10 protein-coding genes are annotated in these 18,943 nt (G+C 65.1%); 3 read left to right on the top strand and 7 right to left on the bottom strand.

What is annotated here, in order from left to right; translation table 11 throughout:
- Positions 1–145: 145 nt before the first annotated feature.
- Together DD559_RS15020 and DD559_RS15015 are read right to left on the bottom strand one after the other, a co-directional pair.
- On the bottom strand, positions 146–703 hold the full coding sequence (locus tag DD559_RS15020; RefSeq protein WP_116469905.1) for a hypothetical protein: 558 nt from the start codon (positions 701–703) through the stop codon (positions 146–148).
- Between the two features lie 225 nt (positions 704–928).
- Entirely contained in the window at positions 929–3,220 is a 2,292-nt protein-coding gene (locus DD559_RS15015; protein ID WP_116469904.1) for a TonB-dependent receptor, read from the bottom strand.
- A 376-nt stretch (positions 3,221–3,596) separates the two neighbouring features.
- Between DD559_RS15015 and rpoB the strand changes: the two genes are divergently transcribed.
- Both rpoB and rpoC read left to right on the top strand, forming a co-directional pair.
- The gene (gene rpoB, locus DD559_RS15010; protein ID WP_116469903.1) at positions 3,597–7,751 is read left to right on the top strand and encodes a DNA-directed RNA polymerase subunit beta; all 4,155 of its coding nucleotides are present in this window, start codon (positions 3,597–3,599) and stop codon (positions 7,749–7,751) included.
- A gap of 112 nt (positions 7,752–7,863) precedes the next feature.
- Positions 7,864–12,147, top strand: coding sequence for a DNA-directed RNA polymerase subunit beta' (gene rpoC / locus DD559_RS15005; protein WP_116469902.1), 4,284 nt, complete (start codon positions 7,864–7,866; stop codon positions 12,145–12,147).
- Positions 12,148–12,282: 135 nt separating this feature from the next.
- On the opposite strand, the gene DD559_RS15000 is transcribed toward rpoC, so the two are convergent.
- Entirely contained in the window at positions 12,283–13,434 is a 1,152-nt protein-coding gene (locus DD559_RS15000; protein WP_240610282.1) for a carbohydrate porin, read from the bottom strand.
- 279 nt (positions 13,435–13,713) lie between these two features.
- Between DD559_RS15000 and DD559_RS14995 the strand changes: the two genes are divergently transcribed.
- Positions 13,714–15,348: a methyl-accepting chemotaxis protein gene (locus DD559_RS14995; protein ID WP_438270423.1), complete on the top strand. Its 1,635-nt coding sequence runs from the start codon at positions 13,714–13,716 to the stop codon at positions 15,346–15,348.
- 22 nt (positions 15,349–15,370) lie between these two features.
- On the opposite strand, the gene DD559_RS14990 is transcribed toward DD559_RS14995, so the two are convergent.
- The 4 genes from DD559_RS14990 to DD559_RS14975 form a co-directional block, all read right to left on the bottom strand.
- A complete protein-coding gene (locus tag DD559_RS14990; RefSeq protein ID WP_116469900.1) occupies positions 15,371–15,982 on the bottom strand; it encodes an ATP-binding cassette domain-containing protein in 612 nt (203 codons plus the stop codon).
- A complete protein-coding gene (gene modB, locus DD559_RS14985; protein WP_116469899.1) occupies positions 15,972–16,661 on the bottom strand; it encodes a molybdate ABC transporter permease subunit in 690 nt (229 codons plus the stop codon). Before modB ends, DD559_RS14990 begins: the two co-directional genes overlap by 11 nt.
- Before the next feature lie 10 nt (positions 16,662–16,671).
- Positions 16,672–17,454 carry a molybdate ABC transporter substrate-binding protein gene (gene modA / locus DD559_RS14980; RefSeq protein WP_116469898.1) on the bottom strand — a complete coding sequence of 261 codons (783 nt, stop codon included), beginning with the start codon at positions 17,452–17,454 and terminating at the stop codon, positions 16,672–16,674.
- Between the two features lie 146 nt (positions 17,455–17,600).
- The gene (locus DD559_RS14975) at positions 17,601–18,863 is read right to left on the bottom strand and encodes an NF038122 family metalloprotease (RefSeq protein ID WP_206364508.1); all 1,263 of its coding nucleotides are present in this window, start codon (positions 18,861–18,863) and stop codon (positions 17,601–17,603) included.
- Positions 18,864–18,943: the final 80 nt, after the last annotated feature.

Genomic DNA, 18,943 nt, shown 5'->3' with positions numbered 1-18,943 from the left:
CTCGATGGACACCAAAAGATATCGGCGAACAGTTTCATATTTCATTGAACGCAAGCCCCCGCGGCCGGACGTACAACAGGCCACGGGTGCACGCGGCATCGCCCAACTCACGCGGACATCATCGGCCAGAGATGTTAACGAACCCCTATCGGAAGATGCGGCGCGCCTCTTCCTCCTCGATATCCTCGCGCGCCATCCGGTCTGCGATGCGCTGGCGGATCGCGTCGAGCGACATGCTCGGATCGATCTCGAAATCGCGATCCTCGGCATCCGGGTCTTCGCCGAGCGACAGGCGCTTGGCGCGATACACCCGCTCCACCGCCTCGAGCTCCTCAAGCAGGCGAACACGCGCCGGATCGCCGCCCTTGGCTTCGAGCCGCTCCGCCGCAATCCTCTCCGACCACCGCAGCGTCCGGCGCTCCTCGGCCGTCATTGCCGACGCAGGCGCGGCCTCTTCCTCTTTCAGCAACCCGGCCGCCCGCGCCCTTTGCCGGGCCCGGCGGTAGCGCGCATACATCCGTAGCGCATAGAAGCCCGTAAACGCCGAAACGCCGATACAGGTATTGATGTACCACTGCGAATGCGCCTGGGGTGCATATTCCACCAGGATATACATCGCCGCGCCCAGGATCGTCATGAACAGGAAATAGGCGAGGAATTCGATCGCCTCGTAGAAATATCTTCGAATGGCTGCGATATTCATTGCCTGCTCCACGGCGCCCGGACAACGCCGGGGCTGTCGCCATCGAGCCCCAATCACGTCCCGACCGACGCCCATGGACTCAACAGCATCAGCCTTAATGAAGTATGCAAAATTTACGGTTACCGCATCGGGAATATTACTTATCGGCCAGATTGCCGCCGCACGACGCGCAAAGAGCGGGCTGCGGCATTCGCACCGCAGCCCGCCCCCACGGAACGGCAAAGATCAGAATTTGCCGGTCAGTTGCACACCGTAGAAGCGCGGCTCTGCGGGGATATAGGTGGGGTTGTTGAAGCCGCCGCCCGTGTTTCCGGCATCGAGCAGGTAACGTTCATTGGTGGCATTGCGGAGATAACCGGCGATTTCATACCGACCTTCGGCAAAGCTCAGCCCCGCCTTCACGTTGATCAACGTCACCTTGTTCTGCGAAATCGCCTCCTTGTTCGGGATTTCGAAGAAGATCTTGCTCCGATAGGTCACGCTCGGGGTGGCGAATACGCGCACGCCGTTGCCCACCGGCGCATCGACGGTGAAGCCGGCAGACCATTGCAGCCGCGGCTGCAGGCGGAAGCGGTTGCCGGCATAGATGCCGTTCGACTTCTTCTTGTCGATGCCGCCATCGATGAAGCCGGCGTTGCCGAACAGGGTAAGCCAGTTGGTCGGACGCAATTGCCCTTCCGCCTCGAAGCCGAGGTTGCTCGCGGTGCCGGCGCTTTCGGTGATGCTGGAACCGACGGGGCGCCCCGAGGGATCGTTCGGATCGGTGACGGTACGGCTGATCTGGAAGTTCTTGTACTTCTGGTAATAGACGCCGAGCGATCCGCTGAACATGCCACGGACCAGCTTCACGCCGCCTTCATAATTCCAGACCGTTTCCTCCGGGATGATCGAAAGCGACGTCGCGCCCTGGTTCACGGTCGGCGAGCGACGGCCCTTGGAAATGGTGCCGTACAGGTTGATCGCGCTGGTGAGGCGATACAGGAAGTTGAAGCGCGGCAGGAACGCCTGGAAGCTGTCCTGGCTCCACAGCGTGCCCTTGGTCGTTGCCTGCCCCGGAATCAGCGGCGCACCGCTCAGCACCGATTTCGGCGCCACCGAGACGAAACCCGATTTGCGCTGCTCGATCAGCGAACGGATGCCCGCGGTCAGCTCCAGGCGGGTCGTGGGCATCCAGGTCACTTCGCCGAACACCGAATATTGATCGTTGATGCCCTTGTTGGTGAAGATCGATTGATAGGGGATCTGCGTCGCCGCGCCCCTTGTCAGGATTGCCGTCGCCTGCGCCGCCGTCACCACCCCGGTCGACGAAACGCACCCAAGGTTCGGAACAAGGTTCGCCGCGCACTGGAGATAGATGCCTTCCTCCGTCGAGAACGGCACTTCCTGGCGATTGTTTTCATGGAACACATTCCAGCCGAAGCTGGTGCGGACATGATCGTCCGAATAGGCGAAACGCGATTCATGGCTGAGCTGCGAGCCATAGGCACCCTCGGCGAATTCGAGCCACCACGCCGCCGAGCCGTCGGCATCGAACACTTCGAGCGAATTGAACGCACGATAGCCGTTGACGGTCGTGAAGTTCCAGCCATCGGCAAAGTCGTAGCTGGCGGTGAGGTTCACGTCATATACGTCGCGGGTAAGGCCCAGCTTGTCGGCGCCCAGCACCTTGCCGGAAAGCGGCGAGCCGGAAAGGTTCGCGGCACCGAACGGGTCCGCCGGGCCGGCGGACGTGGCGAAGCGCTTCGAAATGAAGGGCGTGCCGCTGTTGCGCTGCCGATCATAGGTGCCGATCAGGTCGACGGTAAGCGCCTCGCTGGGCGTGTAGCGCACCGAAGCGCGCAGCCCGAGCTGGTTCTGCGCATAGAGATCGCCCTGCGTCGTCGACAGGTTCTTCACATAGCCGTCGCGCTTCTTCCACTCGCCCGCGACGCGTGCGGCGATCACATCGTTGCCGATGTTGAGATGGCCGCCGAGGAGATAGGCGTTGTAGTTGCCATAGCCGGCGGTCAGTTCGCCGGAAACACCCGGCTTGGGACGCGCGGAGATGATGCTGACCGCACCGATCGTCGAGGCGGTGCCGAACAGCGTCGCCTGCGGCCCCTTCACCACTTCGATCCGATCGACGTCGTAGATCGCCTGATAGGCGCCGCGCGAGCGCGAGATATCGATGCCGTTATAGTATAGCGTAACGCGCGCCGCCTGCTGGGCCGAGCCGCTGTCCGAGGTGATGCCGCGGATCACGATGCCCGGATTGTTCGCGCTCTGCTCCTGGATATTCAGGCCCGGCACGTAATTGGAAAGTTCGTCGAGATCGTCGACGCCAAGGCGCTTCATCTGCTCCTGGGTGACGGCCGTGATCGTGATCGGCACCTCGCTCAGCTTCTGCTCGACCTTCTGGGCCGTCACGATGATGTCGCCGCCCGAGACATCGTTCTGGCCGGCATCCTGCGCATGGACGGCGGTTGCCGAAACGGTTGCGAGCAGCACGGCGATAAGACCCGATTTCTTGTAGTTCATGGTTTGCCTCCCTGGTACGGGCAGGTCGGTTGGCCGCCGATTGTTAAGCCTTCGCGGCGCACCCGCGACAGATTTGTTGCGGGCGCTTTCAACTCCGATTTCGACCCCGCACGCAGCGGCGACACCGCACGTTCCTCGGCCGGCACCCCTTTGACATCCCCCGCCCACCCCCCTATATCCCCGCTCTGGCCCTTCGATCGGGAAATGGTACGCCGTCGCGCAGCGTACCGCACGCATGGATCGGAACGGCTTGCCAGACGCCTCGAAGCTGCCGAATCCCGGAACCGGGGGTCGTGCGGCCTTTCGGCGTCGCTTTGCACGTCCTGGCTCCCGGACAGGGGCACCGAGTTTACGGCTGACGAGGCAACACACACCTATGGCTACCAAGGCAATCGAGGGCGGCACGCTGAAGCGCCGCATCCGCAAGGTGTTCGGCGACATCCACGAAGTGGTGCAGATGCCGAACCTGATCGAGGTTCAGCGCGAATCCTACGAACAGTTCCTGCGGTCCGATCCCTCGATCGGCTATGTCTCCGGCCTCGAGAAGACGCTCCGCAGCGTGTTCCCGATCCGCGACTTCGCCGGCACCGCCGAGCTCGACTTCGTGACCTACGAGCTCGAGGATCCGAAGTTCGACGTGGACGAGTGCCGCCAGCGCGGCATCACCTATGCGGCGCCGATGCGCGTTACCCTCCGCCTCATCGTGTTCGAGGTCGATCCCGATACGGAAGCCCGGTCGGTGCTCGATATCAAGGAGCAGGACGTGTACATGGGCGACATGCCGCTCATGACCGAGAACGGCACCTTCTTCATCAACGGCACCGAGCGCGTCATCGTCAGCCAGATGCACCGCTCGCCGGGCGTGCTGTTCGACCATGACCGCGGCAAGACGCACGCTTCGGGCAAGTATCTCTTCGCCGCCCGCGTGATCCCGTATCGTGGTTCGTGGCTGGACTTCGAGTTCGACGCGAAGGACATCGTCAACGTCCGTATCGACCGCAAGCGCAAGCTGCCGGTCACCAGCCTGCTCTATGCGCTGGGCCTGAATTCGGAAGAGATCCTCAACCAGTTCTACAACCGCGTGACCTATGTCCGCGGCCCGAACGGCTGGCAGATCCCGTTCCAGGCGGAAAACTGGCGCGGCCAGAAGCCGATGTTCGACATCGTCGATGCGGCATCGGGCGAAGTCGTGTTCCCCGCCGGCCAGAAGATCAGCCCGCGCGCCGCGAACAAGGCCGCGAAGGACGGTCTGGCAACGCTGCTGATCCCGACCGAGGAAATCTTCGGCCGCTACAGCGCCTATGACCTGATCAACGAGGCGACCGGCGAAATCTACATCGAAGCCGGCGACGAAGTCTCGGCCGAGAATCTCGAAAAGCTCGACAAGGCGGGCATCGACCGCCTCGAACTGCTCGACATCGATCACGTCACCACCGGTCCGTGGATCCGCAACACGCTCAAGGTCGACAAGGCCGAAGAGCGCGAACAGGCACTGTCCGACATCTATCGCGTGATGCGCCCCGGCGAACCGCCGACGCTCGAGACCGCGGAATCGCTGTTCGCCGGCCTGTTCTTCGATCCGGAGCGCTACGACCTCTCGGCCGTGGGCCGCGTGAAGCTGAACATGCGCCTCGGCCTCGACACGCCCGACACCGTGACGACGCTGCGCACCGAGGACATTCTCGAGGTCGTCAAGACGCTCGTGAACCTGAAGGACGGCAAGGGCGAAGTCGACGACATCGACAATCTCGGCAACCGCCGCGTCCGTTCGGTGGGCGAGCTGCTGGAGAACCAGTATCGCGTCGGCCTGCTCCGCATGGAGCGCGCCGTGAAGGAGCGCATGTCGTCGGTCGACGTGTCGACGGTGATGCCGAACGACCTGATCAACGCCAAGCCCGCGGTCGCCGCGGTGCGCGAGTTCTTCGGTTCGTCGCAGCTGTCGCAGTTCATGGACCAGACCAACCCGCTCTCCGAAGTGACGCACAAGCGTCGCGTCTCGGCGCTCGGGCCGGGCGGTCTCACCCGTGAGCGCGCAGGCTTCGAAGTCCGCGACGTTCACCCGACCCATTATGGCCGTATCTGCCCGATCGAAACGCCGGAAGGCCCGAACATCGGTCTGATCAACTCGCTGGCTACCTTCAGCCGCGTCAACAAGTACGGCTTCATCGAGACGCCGTACCGCAAGATCATCGACGGCAAGGTGACCAACGAGGTCGTCTATCTGTCGGCGATGGAAGAGCAGAAGCACACGATCGCGCAGGCATCGGCCGAGCTCGACGAGACCGGCGCGTTCGTCGACGATCTCGTCTCGGCCCGCCAAGGCGGCGAATTCCTGATGGCACTGCGCGATCAGGTGACGCTGATGGACGTGTCGCCGAAGCAGCTCGTTTCGGTCGCCGCGTCGCTGATCCCCTTCCTCGAGAAGGACGACGCGAACCGCGCGCTGATGGGCTCGAACATGCAGCGCCAGGCCGTGCCGCTGGTGAAGGCGGAAGCGCCCTTCGTCGGCACCGGCATGGAAGCGACCGTGGCCCGCGACTCCGGCGCCGCGATCGCCGCCAAGCGTTCGGGCGTGGTCGACCAGGTCGACGCGACCCGTATCGTGGTCCGCGCGACGGGTGACGTCGATGCCAGCGAGAGCGGCGTCGACATCTATACGCTGATGAAGTTCCAGCGCTCGAACCAGTCGACCTGCATCAACCAGCGTCCGCTGGTGAAGGTGGGCGACATCGTGCAGGCCGGCGACGTGATCGCCGACGGCCCGTCGACCGAGTTCGGCGAGCTGGCGCTGGGCCGCAACGTGCTCGTCGCGTTCATGCCCTGGAACGGCTACAACTACGAGGACTCGATCCTGATCAACGAGCGCATCGTGAAGGACGACGTGTTCACGTCGATCCACATCGATGAGTTCGAAGTGATGGCGCGCGACACCAAGCTCGGGCCGGAAGACATCACCCGCGACATCCCGAATGTCGGCGAGGAAGCGCTGCGCAACCTCGACGAAGCGGGCATCGTCTATGTCGGTGCCGAAGTGGAGCCGGGCGACATCCTGGTCGGCAAGATCACGCCCAAGGGCGAAAGCCCGATGACGCCGGAAGAAAAGCTCCTCCGCGCCATCTTCGGCGAAAAGGCCAGCGACGTGCGCGACACCTCGCTGCGTCTGCCGCCGGGCGTTTCGGGCACGATCGTCGACGTGCGCGTGTTCAACCGTCACGGCATCGACAAGGACGAGCGTGCCCTGGCGATCGAGCGCGAGGAAATCGAGCGTCTGCGCAAGGACGCCGACGACGAACGCAACATCCTCAACCGCGCGACCTGGTCGCGTCTGCGCGAGATGCTGCTGGGTCAGGTCGCGACGGCTGCACCGAAGGGCCTGAAGAAGGGCGTCACGATCGACGAGGAACTGCTCGACAGCGTCGACCGCCACGAATGGTGGCGCTTCGCGGTGCAGGACGATGCCATGCAGGGCAACCTGGAAGCGGTGAAGGGCCAGTATGACGAGGCCGTGAAGCGCATCAAGGACAAGTTCGAAGACCGCCGCGAGAAGCTGGAGCGGGGCGACGAGCTGCCGCCGGGCGTGCTGAAGATGGTCAAGGTGTTCGTCGCGGTGAAGCGCAAGCTGCAGCCGGGCGACAAGATGGCCGGCCGCCACGGCAACAAGGGCATCATCAGCCGCATCCTGCCGCAGGAAGACATGCCGTTCCTCGAGGACGGTACGCCGGTCGACTTCGTGCTCAACCCGCTGGGCGTGCCGAGCCGCATGAACGTCGGGCAGATCTTCGAGACCCATCTGGGCTGGGCCGCGCGCGGCCTGGGCCGGAAGATCGGCGACGCGCTCGATGCGTGGCGTGCAGCCAACCCGAACCCGCAGGCCGGCGAAGCGCCGGAAGCGGTGAAGGAGCTGCTCGGCACCGTCTATGGCGACAACTACAAGGCCGAGCTGGATCGCCGCTCGACCGAGCAGCTGGTCGACCTGGCGCAGAACGTCCGCTCGGGCGTGCCGATGGCCACCCCGGTGTTCGACGGCGCGGTGGAAGCCGACGTTTCGGCGATGCTGCGGATGGCGGGCCTGGACGAATCCGGCCAGGTGACGCTGTTCGACGGCCGCACGGGCGAGGCGTTCGATCGCAAGGTGACGGTGGGGTACAAGTACGTCCTCAAGCTACACCACCTGGTCGACGACAAGATCCACGCGCGTTCGATCGGGCCGTACAGCCTCGTCACCCAGCAGCCGCTGGGCGGTAAGGCGCAGTTCGGTGGCCAGCGCTTCGGTGAAATGGAAGTGTGGGCGCTCCAGGCCTATGGCGCGGCGTACACGCTCCAGGAAATGCTGACGGTGAAGTCCGACGACGTGGTCGGCCGCACCAAGGTCTACGAAGCGATCGTCAAGGGCGACGACACCTTCGAGGCCGGCATCCCGGAGAGCTTCAACGTGCTCGTCAAGGAAATGCGCTCGCTGGGCCTGAACGTCGAGTTGAAGACAGCCGAACTCGGCTTCGACGACGACGGCGTGCAGATCGCCGCGGAGTAAGGGACCGGCGCCCCTCCTTCCCCCGGGATGGAGGGGCGGCCAGCCGCCTTCCGATGAGAGACATCCCCTCCCCTAGCCCCTTCCGTACGCGGAAGGGCGATGGAGTGAAGAAATGAACGAACTTACCAACTTCGCGAACCCGCTCGCCAAGCCGGAAACCTTCGACCAGATCCAGATCGGGATCGCGTCGCCGGACCGTATCCGCAGCTGGTCGTTCGGCGAGATCAAGAAGCCCGAGACGATCAACTATCGCACGTTCAAGCCCGAGCGTGACGGCCTGTTCTGCGCGCGCATCTTCGGTCCGATCAAGGATTACGAGTGCCTGTGCGGCAAGTACAAGCGCATGAAGTACAAGGGCATCGTCTGCGAAAAGTGCGGCGTGGAAGTGACCGTCTCGAAGGTCCGCCGCGAGCGCATGGGCCATATCGAACTGGCCGCGCCGGTTGCGCACATCTGGTTCCTGAAGTCGCTGCCGAGCCGCATCGGCCTGCTGCTCGACATGCAGCTGAAGCAGCTCGAGCGCGTGCTGTACTTCGAGAGCTACATCGTCACCGAGCCGGGCCTCACCCCGCTCGAGAAGTTCCAGCTCCTCACCGAGGACGAACTGCTCGACGCGCAGGATGAATATGGCGAGGACGCCTTCTCGGCCGGCATCGGCGCCGAAGCGGTCAAGATCATGCTCATGGATCTCGACCTCGAAGGCGAGCGCAAGGAGCTGCTGGAAGAACTGGCGGTCACCAAGTCCGAGCTGAAGCCGAAGAAGATCATCAAACGCCTGAAGGTCGTCGAGAGCTTCATCGAATCCGGCAACCGCCCGGAATGGATGATCCTGGACGTCGTGCCGGTGATCCCGCCCGAGCTGCGCCCGCTGGTGCCGCTGGACGGCGGCCGCTTCGCGACCTCGGATCTGAACGATCTGTATCGCCGCGTGATCAACCGTAACAACCGCCTCAAGCGGCTGATGGAACTGCGCGCGCCGGACATCATCGTCCGCAACGAAAAGCGCATGCTGCAGGAAGCCGTCGACGCGCTGTTCGACAATGGCCGCCGCGGCCGCACCATCACCGGTGCGAACAAGCGTCCGCTCAAGTCGCTGTCCGACATGCTCAAGGGCAAGCAGGGCCGCTTCCGTCAGAACCTGCTCGGCAAGCGCGTCGACTATTCGGGCCGTTCGGTCATCGTGACCGGTCCGGAACTCAAGCTGCACCAGTGCGGCCTGCCGAAGAAGATGGCGCTCGAGCTGTTCAAGCCGTTCATCTATGCCCGTCTCGACGCCAAGGGTCTCTCGATGACCCTGAAGCAGGCGAAGAAGTGGGTCGAGAAGGAGCGCAAGGAAGTCTGGGACATCCTGGACGAAGTGATCCGCGAGCACCCGGTGCTGCTGAACCGCGCGCCGACGCTCCACCGTCTGGGCATCCAGGCGTTCGAGCCGGTGCTGATCGAAGGCAAGGCGATCCAGCTCCACCCGCTGGTCTGCTCGGCGTTCAACGCCGACTTCGACGGTGACCAGATGGCCGTCCACGTTCCGCTGAGCCTCGAGGCGCAGCTGGAAGCGCGCGTCCTGATGATGTCGACCAACAACATCCTGAGCCCCGCGAACGGCAAGCCGATCATCGTGCCGTCGCAGGACATGGTCCTCGGTCTCTACTACATCACGATGGAGAAGGAGAACGAGCCGGGCCAGGGGATGCTGCTGGCCGACATGGCGGAGGTGCACCAGGCCCTCAACGCCGGCGCGGTGACGCTGCACACCAAGATCACCAGCCGCGTGCCGCAGACCGACGAGAACGGCAACCAATACCTCAAGCGTTACCAGACCACGCCGGGCCGCATGCTGCTCGGCGAGTGCCTGCCGAAGAGCCACAAGGTGCCGTTCGACGTCGTCAATCGCCTGCTCACCAAGAAGGACGTGGGCGACGTGATCGACGAGGTCTATCGTCACACCGGCCAGAAGGAGACGGTGCTGTTCGCCGACGCGATCATGAGCCTCGGCTTCCGCAACGCGTTCAAGGCCGGCATCTCGTTCGGCAAGGACGACATGATCATCCCGGACGCCAAGATCGGCCTGGTCGACGAGACCCGTGCGCTCGTGAAGGATTATGAGCAGCAGTATCAGGACGGCCTGATCACCCAGCAGGAAAAGTACAACAAGGTGATCGACGCCTGGAGCCGTTGCGGCGACCAGGTGGCCGCGGCGATGATGGACGAGATCAAGTCCGTGAAGTTCGACGAGGCGACCGGACGGCAGATGCCCGACAACGCCATCTACATGATGGCCCATTCGGGTGCCCGTGGTTCGGCGGCGCAGATCAAGCAGCTTGCCGGCATGCGCGGCCTGATGGCCAAGCCGTCGGGCGAGATCATCGAAACGCCGATCATCTCGAACTTCAAGGAAGGTCTGACCGTTCTTGAATACTTCAACTCGACCCACGGCGCGCGTAAGGGCCTCGCGGATACCGCGTTGAAGACGGCGAACTCGGGCTACCTCACCCGTCGTCTGGTCGACGTGTCGCAGGACTGCGTCGTCATGGAGATCGATTGCGGCACCGAGCGCGCGCTCGAGATGAAGGCGATCGTCCAGGGCGGTTCGGTGATCGCGTCGCTCGGCGAACGCATCCTGGGCCGCACCACGGCCGAGGACATCATCGATGCCAAAACGGGCGAGGTGGCGATTCCGATCGGCACGCTGCTCGACGAAGCGATGATCGCCCAGATCGAAGCGCTCAGCGTGCCGGCGGTGAAGATCCGCAGCCCGCTGGTCTGCGAAGCCAAGCTCGGCGTGTGCGCCAAGTGCTACGGGCGTGACCTCGCCCGCGGTACCCCGGTGAACATCGGCGAAGCGGTGGGCGTCATCGCGGCGCAGTCGATCGGCGAGCCGGGCACGCAGCTGACCATGCGTACCTTCCACATCGGCGGCGCGGCGCAGCTCAACGAGCAGTCGAACCTCGAAGCCCCCGTGGACGGCAAGGCCGAGTTCCGCGATCTGCGCCTGATCGAGGATCAGCGCGGCCGTCGCGTGGTGCTCAGCCGCTCGGGCGAGATCGCGATCATGGACATGGATGGCCGCGAGCTGGCCGTGCACAAGATCCCGTACGGCGCCTATGTGATGTTCGACGATGGCCATCTGGTCAGCGCGGGCGATCGCATGGCCGAATGGGATCCGTTCACCATGCCGGTGATCACCGAAACCGGTGGTGTCGTGAAGTATCAGGACGTCATCGAAGGCAAGACCATGACCGAGCAGGTCGACGAAGCGACGGGCATCGCCCAGCGCGTCGTCACCGAATATCGCGGTGCGGGCAAGAAGGAGGATCTCCGTCCTCGCCTGACCCTCACCGGCGAAGCTGCCGCCGAAGCCGCCCGCTACATGCTGGCGCCGGGCGCGGTGATCTCGGTCGAGGATGGTGCGACGGTGCAGGGCGGTGACGTGCTTGCCCGTGTGGCGCGCGAGTCCGCCAAGACCCGCGACATCACCGGCGGTCTGCCGCGCGTCGCCGAGCTGTTCGAAGCGCGCAAGCCCAAGGAAAATGCCATCATCGCGAAGGTCTCGGGCCGCGTGGTGTTCGGCAAGGACTATAAGGCCAAGCGCAAGATCGGCATCCAGCCGGAGGACGGCGGCGAGGTCGTGGAATATCTGGTCCCGAAGTCGAAGGTGATCGACGTTCAGGAAGGCGACTACGTCAAGCGTGGCGACAACCTGATCGGCGGTTCGCCGGATCCGCACGACATTCTGGAAGTGCTCGGCATCGAGCCGCTGGCCGAATATCTGGTCAGCGAAATCCAGGAAGTCTATCGACTGCAGGGCGTGAAGATCAACGACAAGCACATCGAGGTGATCGTTCGCCAGATGCTGCAGAAGGTCGAGATCACCGACGGCGGCGACACCACGCTGCTGGCGGGCGAACAGGTCGATCGCGACGAGATGGACGAGCACAACGCGAAGCTCCAGCCGGGCCAGCAGCCCGCGATGGGCAAGCCGATCCTGCTCGGCATCACCAAGGCGTCGCTGCAGACCCGCAGCTTCATCTCGGCGGCGTCGTTCCAGGAAACCACCCGCGTGCTCACCGAGGCAGCCGTCCAGGGCAAGATGGACACGCTGCAGGGCCTGAAGGAGAATGTGATCGTCGGCCGTCTCATCCCCGCCGGTACCGGCGCGGGCATGAACCGTCTGCGCGTCGCCGCCTCCTCGCGCGATGCGGCGCTCCGCGTCGCCCAGCGCCGGATGCAGGAAGTGTCGCTGATTGCACCGGCCAGCGCTGCGGAAGAGCATGCCGCCGAACTGGCTCGCAGCCCGCGCGACGCGGCCGGCACCGGCAGCGATCCGCTGGCGGAAGTGACCCCTTCGGGCCACGGCACCGACGCGGATGCCGGCGAGTATCTGAACGAGGCGGAGTGATCCGCCCCGTTTGGGGGCTCTCCGCCTGACCGGACCTAGCAACAGAAAAGCCGCCGCTCGGCATGCCGGGCGGCGGCTTTTTCTTTCCATGGGAACCGTCGGTGGCTGCGGCGCCCTTCCGGGTGGTTGCGGCGATCAGAAGGCGATGCGGGTTCGCAGCGCGGCCACCATGGTCGTCGGCGCCTTACGCACCCCGCCGCGGTCGAAGACCAGCTGCAGGTCCGGCTGCACCGTCAGCCAGCGGGCGATCCGATCCGAATAGGTGACTTCCAGCGCACTCTCCGCCCGCGCTGCCGGCAACCCCTCGCCTGCGAGGACGGAGCGATAGCCGCGGGTCGTCACCGCCTGGTTGACGCCGATGGACAGGGCCGAATCCGGCCGCCCCGGCAGCAGTCGCTCGATCAGGACGCCGGCCTGCCAGCCTCCCTGATAGGGTGTGGTCTTGCCCTCCGAGATGCCTGCCCGCCCGAACAGCGTCAGCGTCCGCCGGTCCTCGCCACCGGTCAGCCGCAGTTCGGCCACCACATAGGCGCCATGGCTCCGCCGGAGCAGCGGATTACCTTCCGCATCCGTCTCGGTGAAATCCTCCTGCCGCTTGCTGTAGCGCCAGTAACCGAATGCCAGCTTCGCCCCGTCCGGCTCCAAGCCCACTTCCCCGATGCCGATCACGCCATTGCGCAAGTGAAAAGCCACGCCTGCCGGCTCGCCTGGGCAACCCGCCGTGGCATTGAGCAGGGCGGCACGGACATAGCCGGCCTTGCCCACGCGATGTTCCACCCGCACCGTCAGCGACGTCGAGGGGAAGATGGACGGCCCGTTTACGCCGGTTGCCGAAAGTTCGGAGCCGACGCCGAAGGCCGGCCCGATCAGCAAGCCCGCCGCCCCGTTCACGTAGAACTCGCTGTTCAGATCGTACAGGCCCGCGCGCACGCTGGTCCGCGCGCCGAGCGGGTGCTCCACCCATGCCTCGTACAGGCGGAAGCGGTGGCTGGTCACTTCGATATTGTCCACCCCCTGCAAGGTGCCGATGCTGTTGTTGGGCGACCCGCCGAGATTGTTCATCACTTGCACATGCGCGCTCGCCCCCCGCCAGCCGAGCAGCCTTTCCAGGTCCAGGTCCGCCGTAACCCGAAGATCGTCGAACAAATAGGCGCGGTTGTCCACGCTGCCGCGCACGGCAGAAAGCAGGTCAATCGTTTCGGAGGCGTGCAATTCCACCGCCGACTGCGCATGGGCGGAGGTCGCACCCAATAGAGCCGACGTCAGGGCAAGCAGAACTCGCTTCATCACAAAGCATCCCATCACCCCTTGCATTCATATTTAGGCGTCCACGCCCGCCTAAGGGATTCTTTGCTATAATTTTGCTGGAGGATTGGATTTTTGGTTGGGGGGAAACCGCGTACCAGGAGCATCACCTTGTCGTCGATTTCTCAGTCAAGTCGTAAGCTAACAGGCGCGGTCATCGCACTTTTCTTCCTCAGCGGCGGCACCGGCATCGTCGCCGCATGGCAATTGTCCGGTGCACTGGATCGCCAGGCAGAGGCCGCCGCCCTGCTCCGCAACCATATGGAAGCGGATATGATGCACGATGCGGTCCGCAGCGATGTGCTTGCCGCGCTCGCCGCAGCCGATCCGTCGATGGGGCTCCGTCGCGAGGACGCCGAGAAGGATCTCGGCGAACATCTCGATCTGCTGCGATCGATGATCGCGGAGAATTCCGGCTTTCGGGGGAATGCGGCGGTGGAGGCGACGGTGACGGGGATCGCTGCGCCGCTGACCGCCTATGCCAATGCCGCCAAGCAGATCGTGGCGACCGCCGGGCCCAACCCCGACGCGGCCAAGCGCAGCCTGCCCGATTTCATGACGCAGTTTTCAGCCCTTGAGCAATCGATGAGCAAGGCCTCGGACGCGATCGAGACCTATTCCCAACGCACCGCGCGAAACGGCGCGTGGCTTGGCCTCATCGCCATCGGCCTGCTCGTCGCCACGCTCGCCATGGCGGTGGGCGGCGCAATGTTCCTTGCCCGCATAGTCCGCCGCAAGCTCGTCGCGCCCCTGGCCTGCCTGGCGGATATAGTGAAGGGCATGGAACCCGGCGCCCCCGCCGCCCTGCCCGAAACCGAGCGTCAGGACGAACTTGGCGAACTGGCCCGCGCGATCGACAAGTTCAACGAACATGTCGTCCGCGCCGAAGAGGCGAAGAACGCCAACACCGACCTCATCGTGCAGACGATCGGCAGCGGCCTGCAACGGCTTGCCGAAGGCGACGTCACCACCAGCATCGATGCTGAATTGATCGGGCCGTTCGACCGGCTGAAGCGCGACTTCAATGCGGCGATCGACAGCCTGCGCGGGCTGATCGGCTCGGTTCGCAGCGGCGCAGCCGCGCTGCGCCAGGGATCGAGCGAGATCGCCGCCGCCTCGGAGGATCTGGCGAAGCGCACCGAATGCAATGCAGCCAGCCTGGAAAGCACCGCCCATGCCGTGGGCGAGATCGACAGCCGGCTCAAGACGTCGCTGGACGCGACCGCCGGAACGGTCACCCGCGCCAACCAGACGATGGATGCCGTCACCGCCGGTCGCAGCCGGGTGAGCAATGCCGTCACCGCGATGAGCCGCGTCTCGGATAGCGCCAAGGGTATCGACGCGGTCATCGAAGGCCTCGACAAGATCGCCTTCCAGACGCGCGTGCTCGCGATGAACGCGGCCGTCGAGGCCGGCCGGGCCGGGGAAGCCGGTCGCGGCTTTGCCGTCGTTGCCGATCTCGTCTCGGCATTGGCGATGCGGGCCGAGGAGGAGGCCGGTCGCGCCCGCGATCAGTTGACCGTCACCCAGGTCGAAATCGGTACGGCGGTCTCGGCGGTCGAGGATGTCGACGGCGCCTTCACCGAAATCTCGGAAAATGCCCAGTCGGTCCACCATCTGCTCGCCAAGGTCGCCGACGACAATCGGATGCAGTCGGAAGCGCTCTCGCGCCTGACCGATTCCATTCGCACCATGGACCTGTCGACCCAGCAGAATGCGGCGATGGTGGAAGAGACATCGGCTGCTGCCCGCAACCTGATGGCGGAGGTCGCCGAGCTCGCCGATCGCGCCGAGAAGTTCCGCACCGAGCATGGGGCGGAACGGTACCCATCCCCCACTCCCCGCAGCCGCGCCCGCAGCGCGGCCGTCCTGGAGCAAGATGCCATGTGGGCCTGACCGGGAGCCGGCCGCCGGCCCATCAGCCGAAGGCGACGATGCGATCCCCCAGCCGTTCCGCCTCGCCGCGATCGTGCGTCACCAGCAGGATCGGCAGGCGCAGCTGATCGCGAAGCCGCTCCAGCAGCACTAGAATCTCCTCCCCCCGCTTCCGATCGAGCGAGGCAAGCGGCTCATCGAGCAGGAGAAAGCGGGGATCCGCCAGAAGCGCCCGGCCGATGGCGACACGCTTCGCCTCGCCGCCGGAAAGGGTGCGCGGCCAACGATCCAGCAGGGCGGCGATGCCGAGCAGCTGGATCACGCCGTCCACGTCCATCACCGCTCCCTTGCGGCGGCCATAGAGAAGGTTGGCGCGGACGCTGAGGTGCGGGAACAGGCGTGGTTCCTGGAACACATATCCGGCGCGCCGCGTCTCCGGGCGCAGATCGATCCCCGCGCGGGAATCAAACAGCGTGCATCCATCGACGCCGATATGCCCCGCGTCCGGCCGAAGCAGCCCGGCGACCATGTTGAGCACGCTCGTCTTGCCGGCACCGGATGGCCCGAACAGCACGGTCACGCCCGCGCCAGGGGCGATCCGGCAGGCAATCTCCACCTCGCCCAGCTGCCGGCGGATATCCACGTCAAAGGACATGGGTGCCCCGCCCCGCCCGTCGCGCCATCCCCTCGGATGCCAGCAGCGCGACGAACGCGATCGCCACCGAAATGCCGGCGAGGCGCAGCACCTGCCCCTCCGCACCCGGCACCTGCAACGCGGCATAGATGGCGAGCGGCAACGTCTGCGTCTCGCCCGGCACATTGGACACGAAGGTGATTGTCGCGCCGAACTCGCCCAACGCGCGGGCGAACCCCAGCATCAGGCCGGCGATCACCCCCGGCAGTGCCAACGGCACCGTGATCGTGGCAAAGGCCCGCATCGGCGAAGCGCCCAGGCTGCGCGCCGCCTGCTCCAGCCGCCGGTCCACGCCCTCCAGCGACAGCCGGATCGCGCGAACCATCAGGGGCAGCGCCATCACCGCAGCGGCGATCGCCGCCCCGCTCCAATGGAACAGCACGGTCGTGCCGAACCACCGCCCCAGAACATGTCCGATCGGCCCGGCCGGGGCGAAGGCGAGCAGCAGCAGCCACCCCGTCACCACCGGCGGGACGACCAGCGGCAGATGCACCACCGCATCCAGCAGCACCTTTCCGGGAAAGCGCACGCGCGCGAGCAGCCAGGCCAGCGCGAACGCGATCGGCAACATCGCGAGCACCGCCACGCCCCCCACCTTCAGCGAGAGGAGGACGATGCTCCATTCGCCCGTCGTCAGCATCGCCGCCCCCTCATCGCGGGGTGAAGCCAAAGGATGCGAAGATCGCCTTGCCCGCCGGGCTCAGCAGGAAGCGGCGAAAGGCCTCGGCATCGGCGCTCCGCCCCTGGGACAGACGAGCGACCGGATAGAGGATCGGCGGATGGCTGCCGGCCGGGAACATGCCGGCCACCCGCACCGCTGTGGATGCCCGCGCGTCGGTTGCATAAACGATGCCGAAGGGCACCGCGCCGCGCTCCACCAGGGCCAGTGCGGCCCGAACATTTTCGGCGCGCACCAGCTGCGGCGCGATCCGGTCCCACGCGCCGATCTTCTGCAGCGCGGCCTTGCCATAGATGCCGGCCGGCACGGCATCCGGATCGGCCATTGCCAGCCGCCCGCCACCGATCGCCGCGAGCAGCGGCCCGGCCTGATCGAGCGGCACGGTGCGCGGGTTCCCCGCCGCAGCCACGAGCACCAGCCGATTGCCCAGCAGCACGGCGCGGCTGCCCGGCACGATCCGGCCGGCCTTCTCCACTGCGTCCATCCACGGCATGTCGGCAGACACGAAGAGATCCGCCGGCGCGCCGGCCACGATCTGCCGCGCCAGAGCGGAAGAGGCGGCGAACGACAGGGTCGGGCGAAGATGCCCCATCCGCGCCCAGGCATCGGCCGCGGCGCGCATCGCCTCCTGCAGGCTGGCGGCTGCCAGTACCAGCGGCGGCGGCGCGGCCGTGCAGGCCGGCAGCGCGAGCGGCACCGCGGCAAGCACCCCGATCAGCGCACGGCGGCTCAGGGCGGGGATCTGGCGAGACATGGGCGAAGGCACCTGTTGCAGCGGATGCCTCCGGGTTCGCGAGTTGCAGCCGGGGTGTCAAGCGCGCCGGGCACGCGGCCCCGAAACGGAAAAGGGCCGGCGCGATTGCCCCCGGCCGGCCCTTCCCCCGTTAGCCAGAAAGCGGATCAGGCGGCGCGCAACGCCATCGTCACCCCGCCACGACGCCGGATCACCGCACCGGCGATCCCGAAGCCGAACAGCATCGTCAGCCAGCTCATCGGTTCCGGCACCGCCGTCATCGCCCGATAGATCTGAGTGGAATTGATGGTGTAGTTGCTGTTGCTCAGCACATCGAGGTTGAGGTTCCACCCGATCGCATCGAACGCGGCGAGATCGGTCGAGGTGATGACGCCCATTTCGCCGTAACAGAAGGTCGGATCCATCACGCCGATCTGGCTATACCCGTTGCAGCCATCCTGGTTGCTGGGCGTATCCTTGAAATGCGACGCCTGCCGGCCATCGCCATTATAGGCACCAGTGGCCATCAGCGAACGACCGTTGAACTGGGTCAGGCCGCCATCCAGCGAGAAATAGGCGGCCGTGCCTACCGACCAGTCGAGCACCGGCCCCGTGCCGGGCGCAACGTTGCGCGGATCGCTGCTGTAGCGGAACAGATCCAGGACCGAGCCCGCCGTCTGGTTGTTCCAGTTGAGCGCGTTGCCGATGGTCGCGTTCGGGCCGACGCCGGAATATTGGTCGTACACGTCGACACCGCTGGTGAAGCCCAGCGCGTGCCCGATTTCATGGATCGCGACGCCGATAAAATCCATCCTGTCGGCGGAGATGCCGTTCATCGGGTTGAAATCGAACGCGAACGCGGAGCTGAAGGTGATGTTCGCATCATTGCCCGCGCCGAAGCCGGTATAGCCCAGGGCCTTCAGATTGGCCTCGGTCACGGACAGGCGGACATTGTTCGTCCCGATCGACGTATCATATTGCGAGGCGTTGAGATTGATCCCCGTATTGCCGGTGCGCGCCGCGTTGCGCACCATGGAAATGCCGCGCACCGCGCCGAAGACGCTATCGTTGAACGTGGTTTGCGAAAGGCCCGGCAGCACCGCCGCCGCATCCAGCGCAGAACTTCCCACGTCGCGCAACGCGCCGATCACATCTTCGGTCGCCACGCTGTAGCGGGTGCTGCCGGTCGAACCGATGATGCCGGTGCCGAGCGCGCTGTATCCCACGCCCAGGTTCACCGTGACATTGGTCGAGATCACGCTTTCCCAATAGGCCGCAGCGATCTTGAAGCCGAGTTCCGCCTGGCTTCCCGTAACGCCGCCATTGTCGATAAGGTTGATCTTGAGTTGTGCCTGCGCAGGGACCGCACCAATGGCACAGCCGAGCGCTGCGCTCGCGGCCAGAATTCGCAAAACCTTACGTAATGCCATGAATTCCCCCATTTCCGTGCAGCACCGCGTACCGGTGGCACTTGGAAGAATTAACGGTTTATTACCTGTTAACGTCAATA

Source organism: Sphingomonas pokkalii, assembly GCF_003096275.1.
In the GTDB taxonomy this organism is placed as follows: domain Bacteria; phylum Pseudomonadota; class Alphaproteobacteria; order Sphingomonadales; family Sphingomonadaceae; genus Sphingomonas; species Sphingomonas pokkalii.
The sequence above is the reverse complement of the archived record's forward strand: the minus strand, read 5'-3'. Positions and strand labels throughout refer to the sequence as shown.

Bases quoted from the DNA above. Each gene is read 5' to 3' on its own strand.
- DD559_RS15020 (WP_116469905.1), bottom strand. From the start codon at position 703: ATGAATATCGCAGCCATTCGAAGATATTTCTACGAGGCGATCGAATTC.
- DD559_RS15015 (WP_116469904.1), bottom strand. From the start codon at position 3,220: ATGAACTACAAGAAATCGGGTCTTATCGCCGTGCTGCTCGCAACCGTT.
- rpoB (WP_116469903.1), top strand. From the start codon at position 3,597: ATGGCTACCAAGGCAATCGAGGGCGGCACGCTGAAGCGCCGCATCCGC.
- rpoC (WP_116469902.1), top strand. From the start codon at position 7,864: ATGAACGAACTTACCAACTTCGCGAACCCGCTCGCCAAGCCGGAAACC.
- DD559_RS15000 (WP_240610282.1), bottom strand. From the start codon at position 13,434: ATGAAGCGAGTTCTGCTTGCCCTGACGTCGGCTCTATTGGGTGCGACC.
- DD559_RS14995 (WP_438270423.1), top strand. From the start codon at position 13,714: ATGGAAGCGGATATGATGCACGATGCGGTCCGCAGCGATGTGCTTGCC.
- DD559_RS14990 (WP_116469900.1), bottom strand. From the start codon at position 15,982: ATGTCCTTTGACGTGGATATCCGCCGGCAGCTGGGCGAGGTGGAGATT.
- modB (WP_116469899.1), bottom strand. From the start codon at position 16,661: ATGCTGACGACGGGCGAATGGAGCATCGTCCTCCTCTCGCTGAAGGTG.
- modA (WP_116469898.1), bottom strand. From the start codon at position 17,454: ATGTCTCGCCAGATCCCCGCCCTGAGCCGCCGTGCGCTGATCGGGGTG.
- DD559_RS14975 (WP_206364508.1), bottom strand. From the start codon at position 18,863: ATGGCATTACGTAAGGTTTTGCGAATTCTGGCCGCGAGCGCAGCGCTC.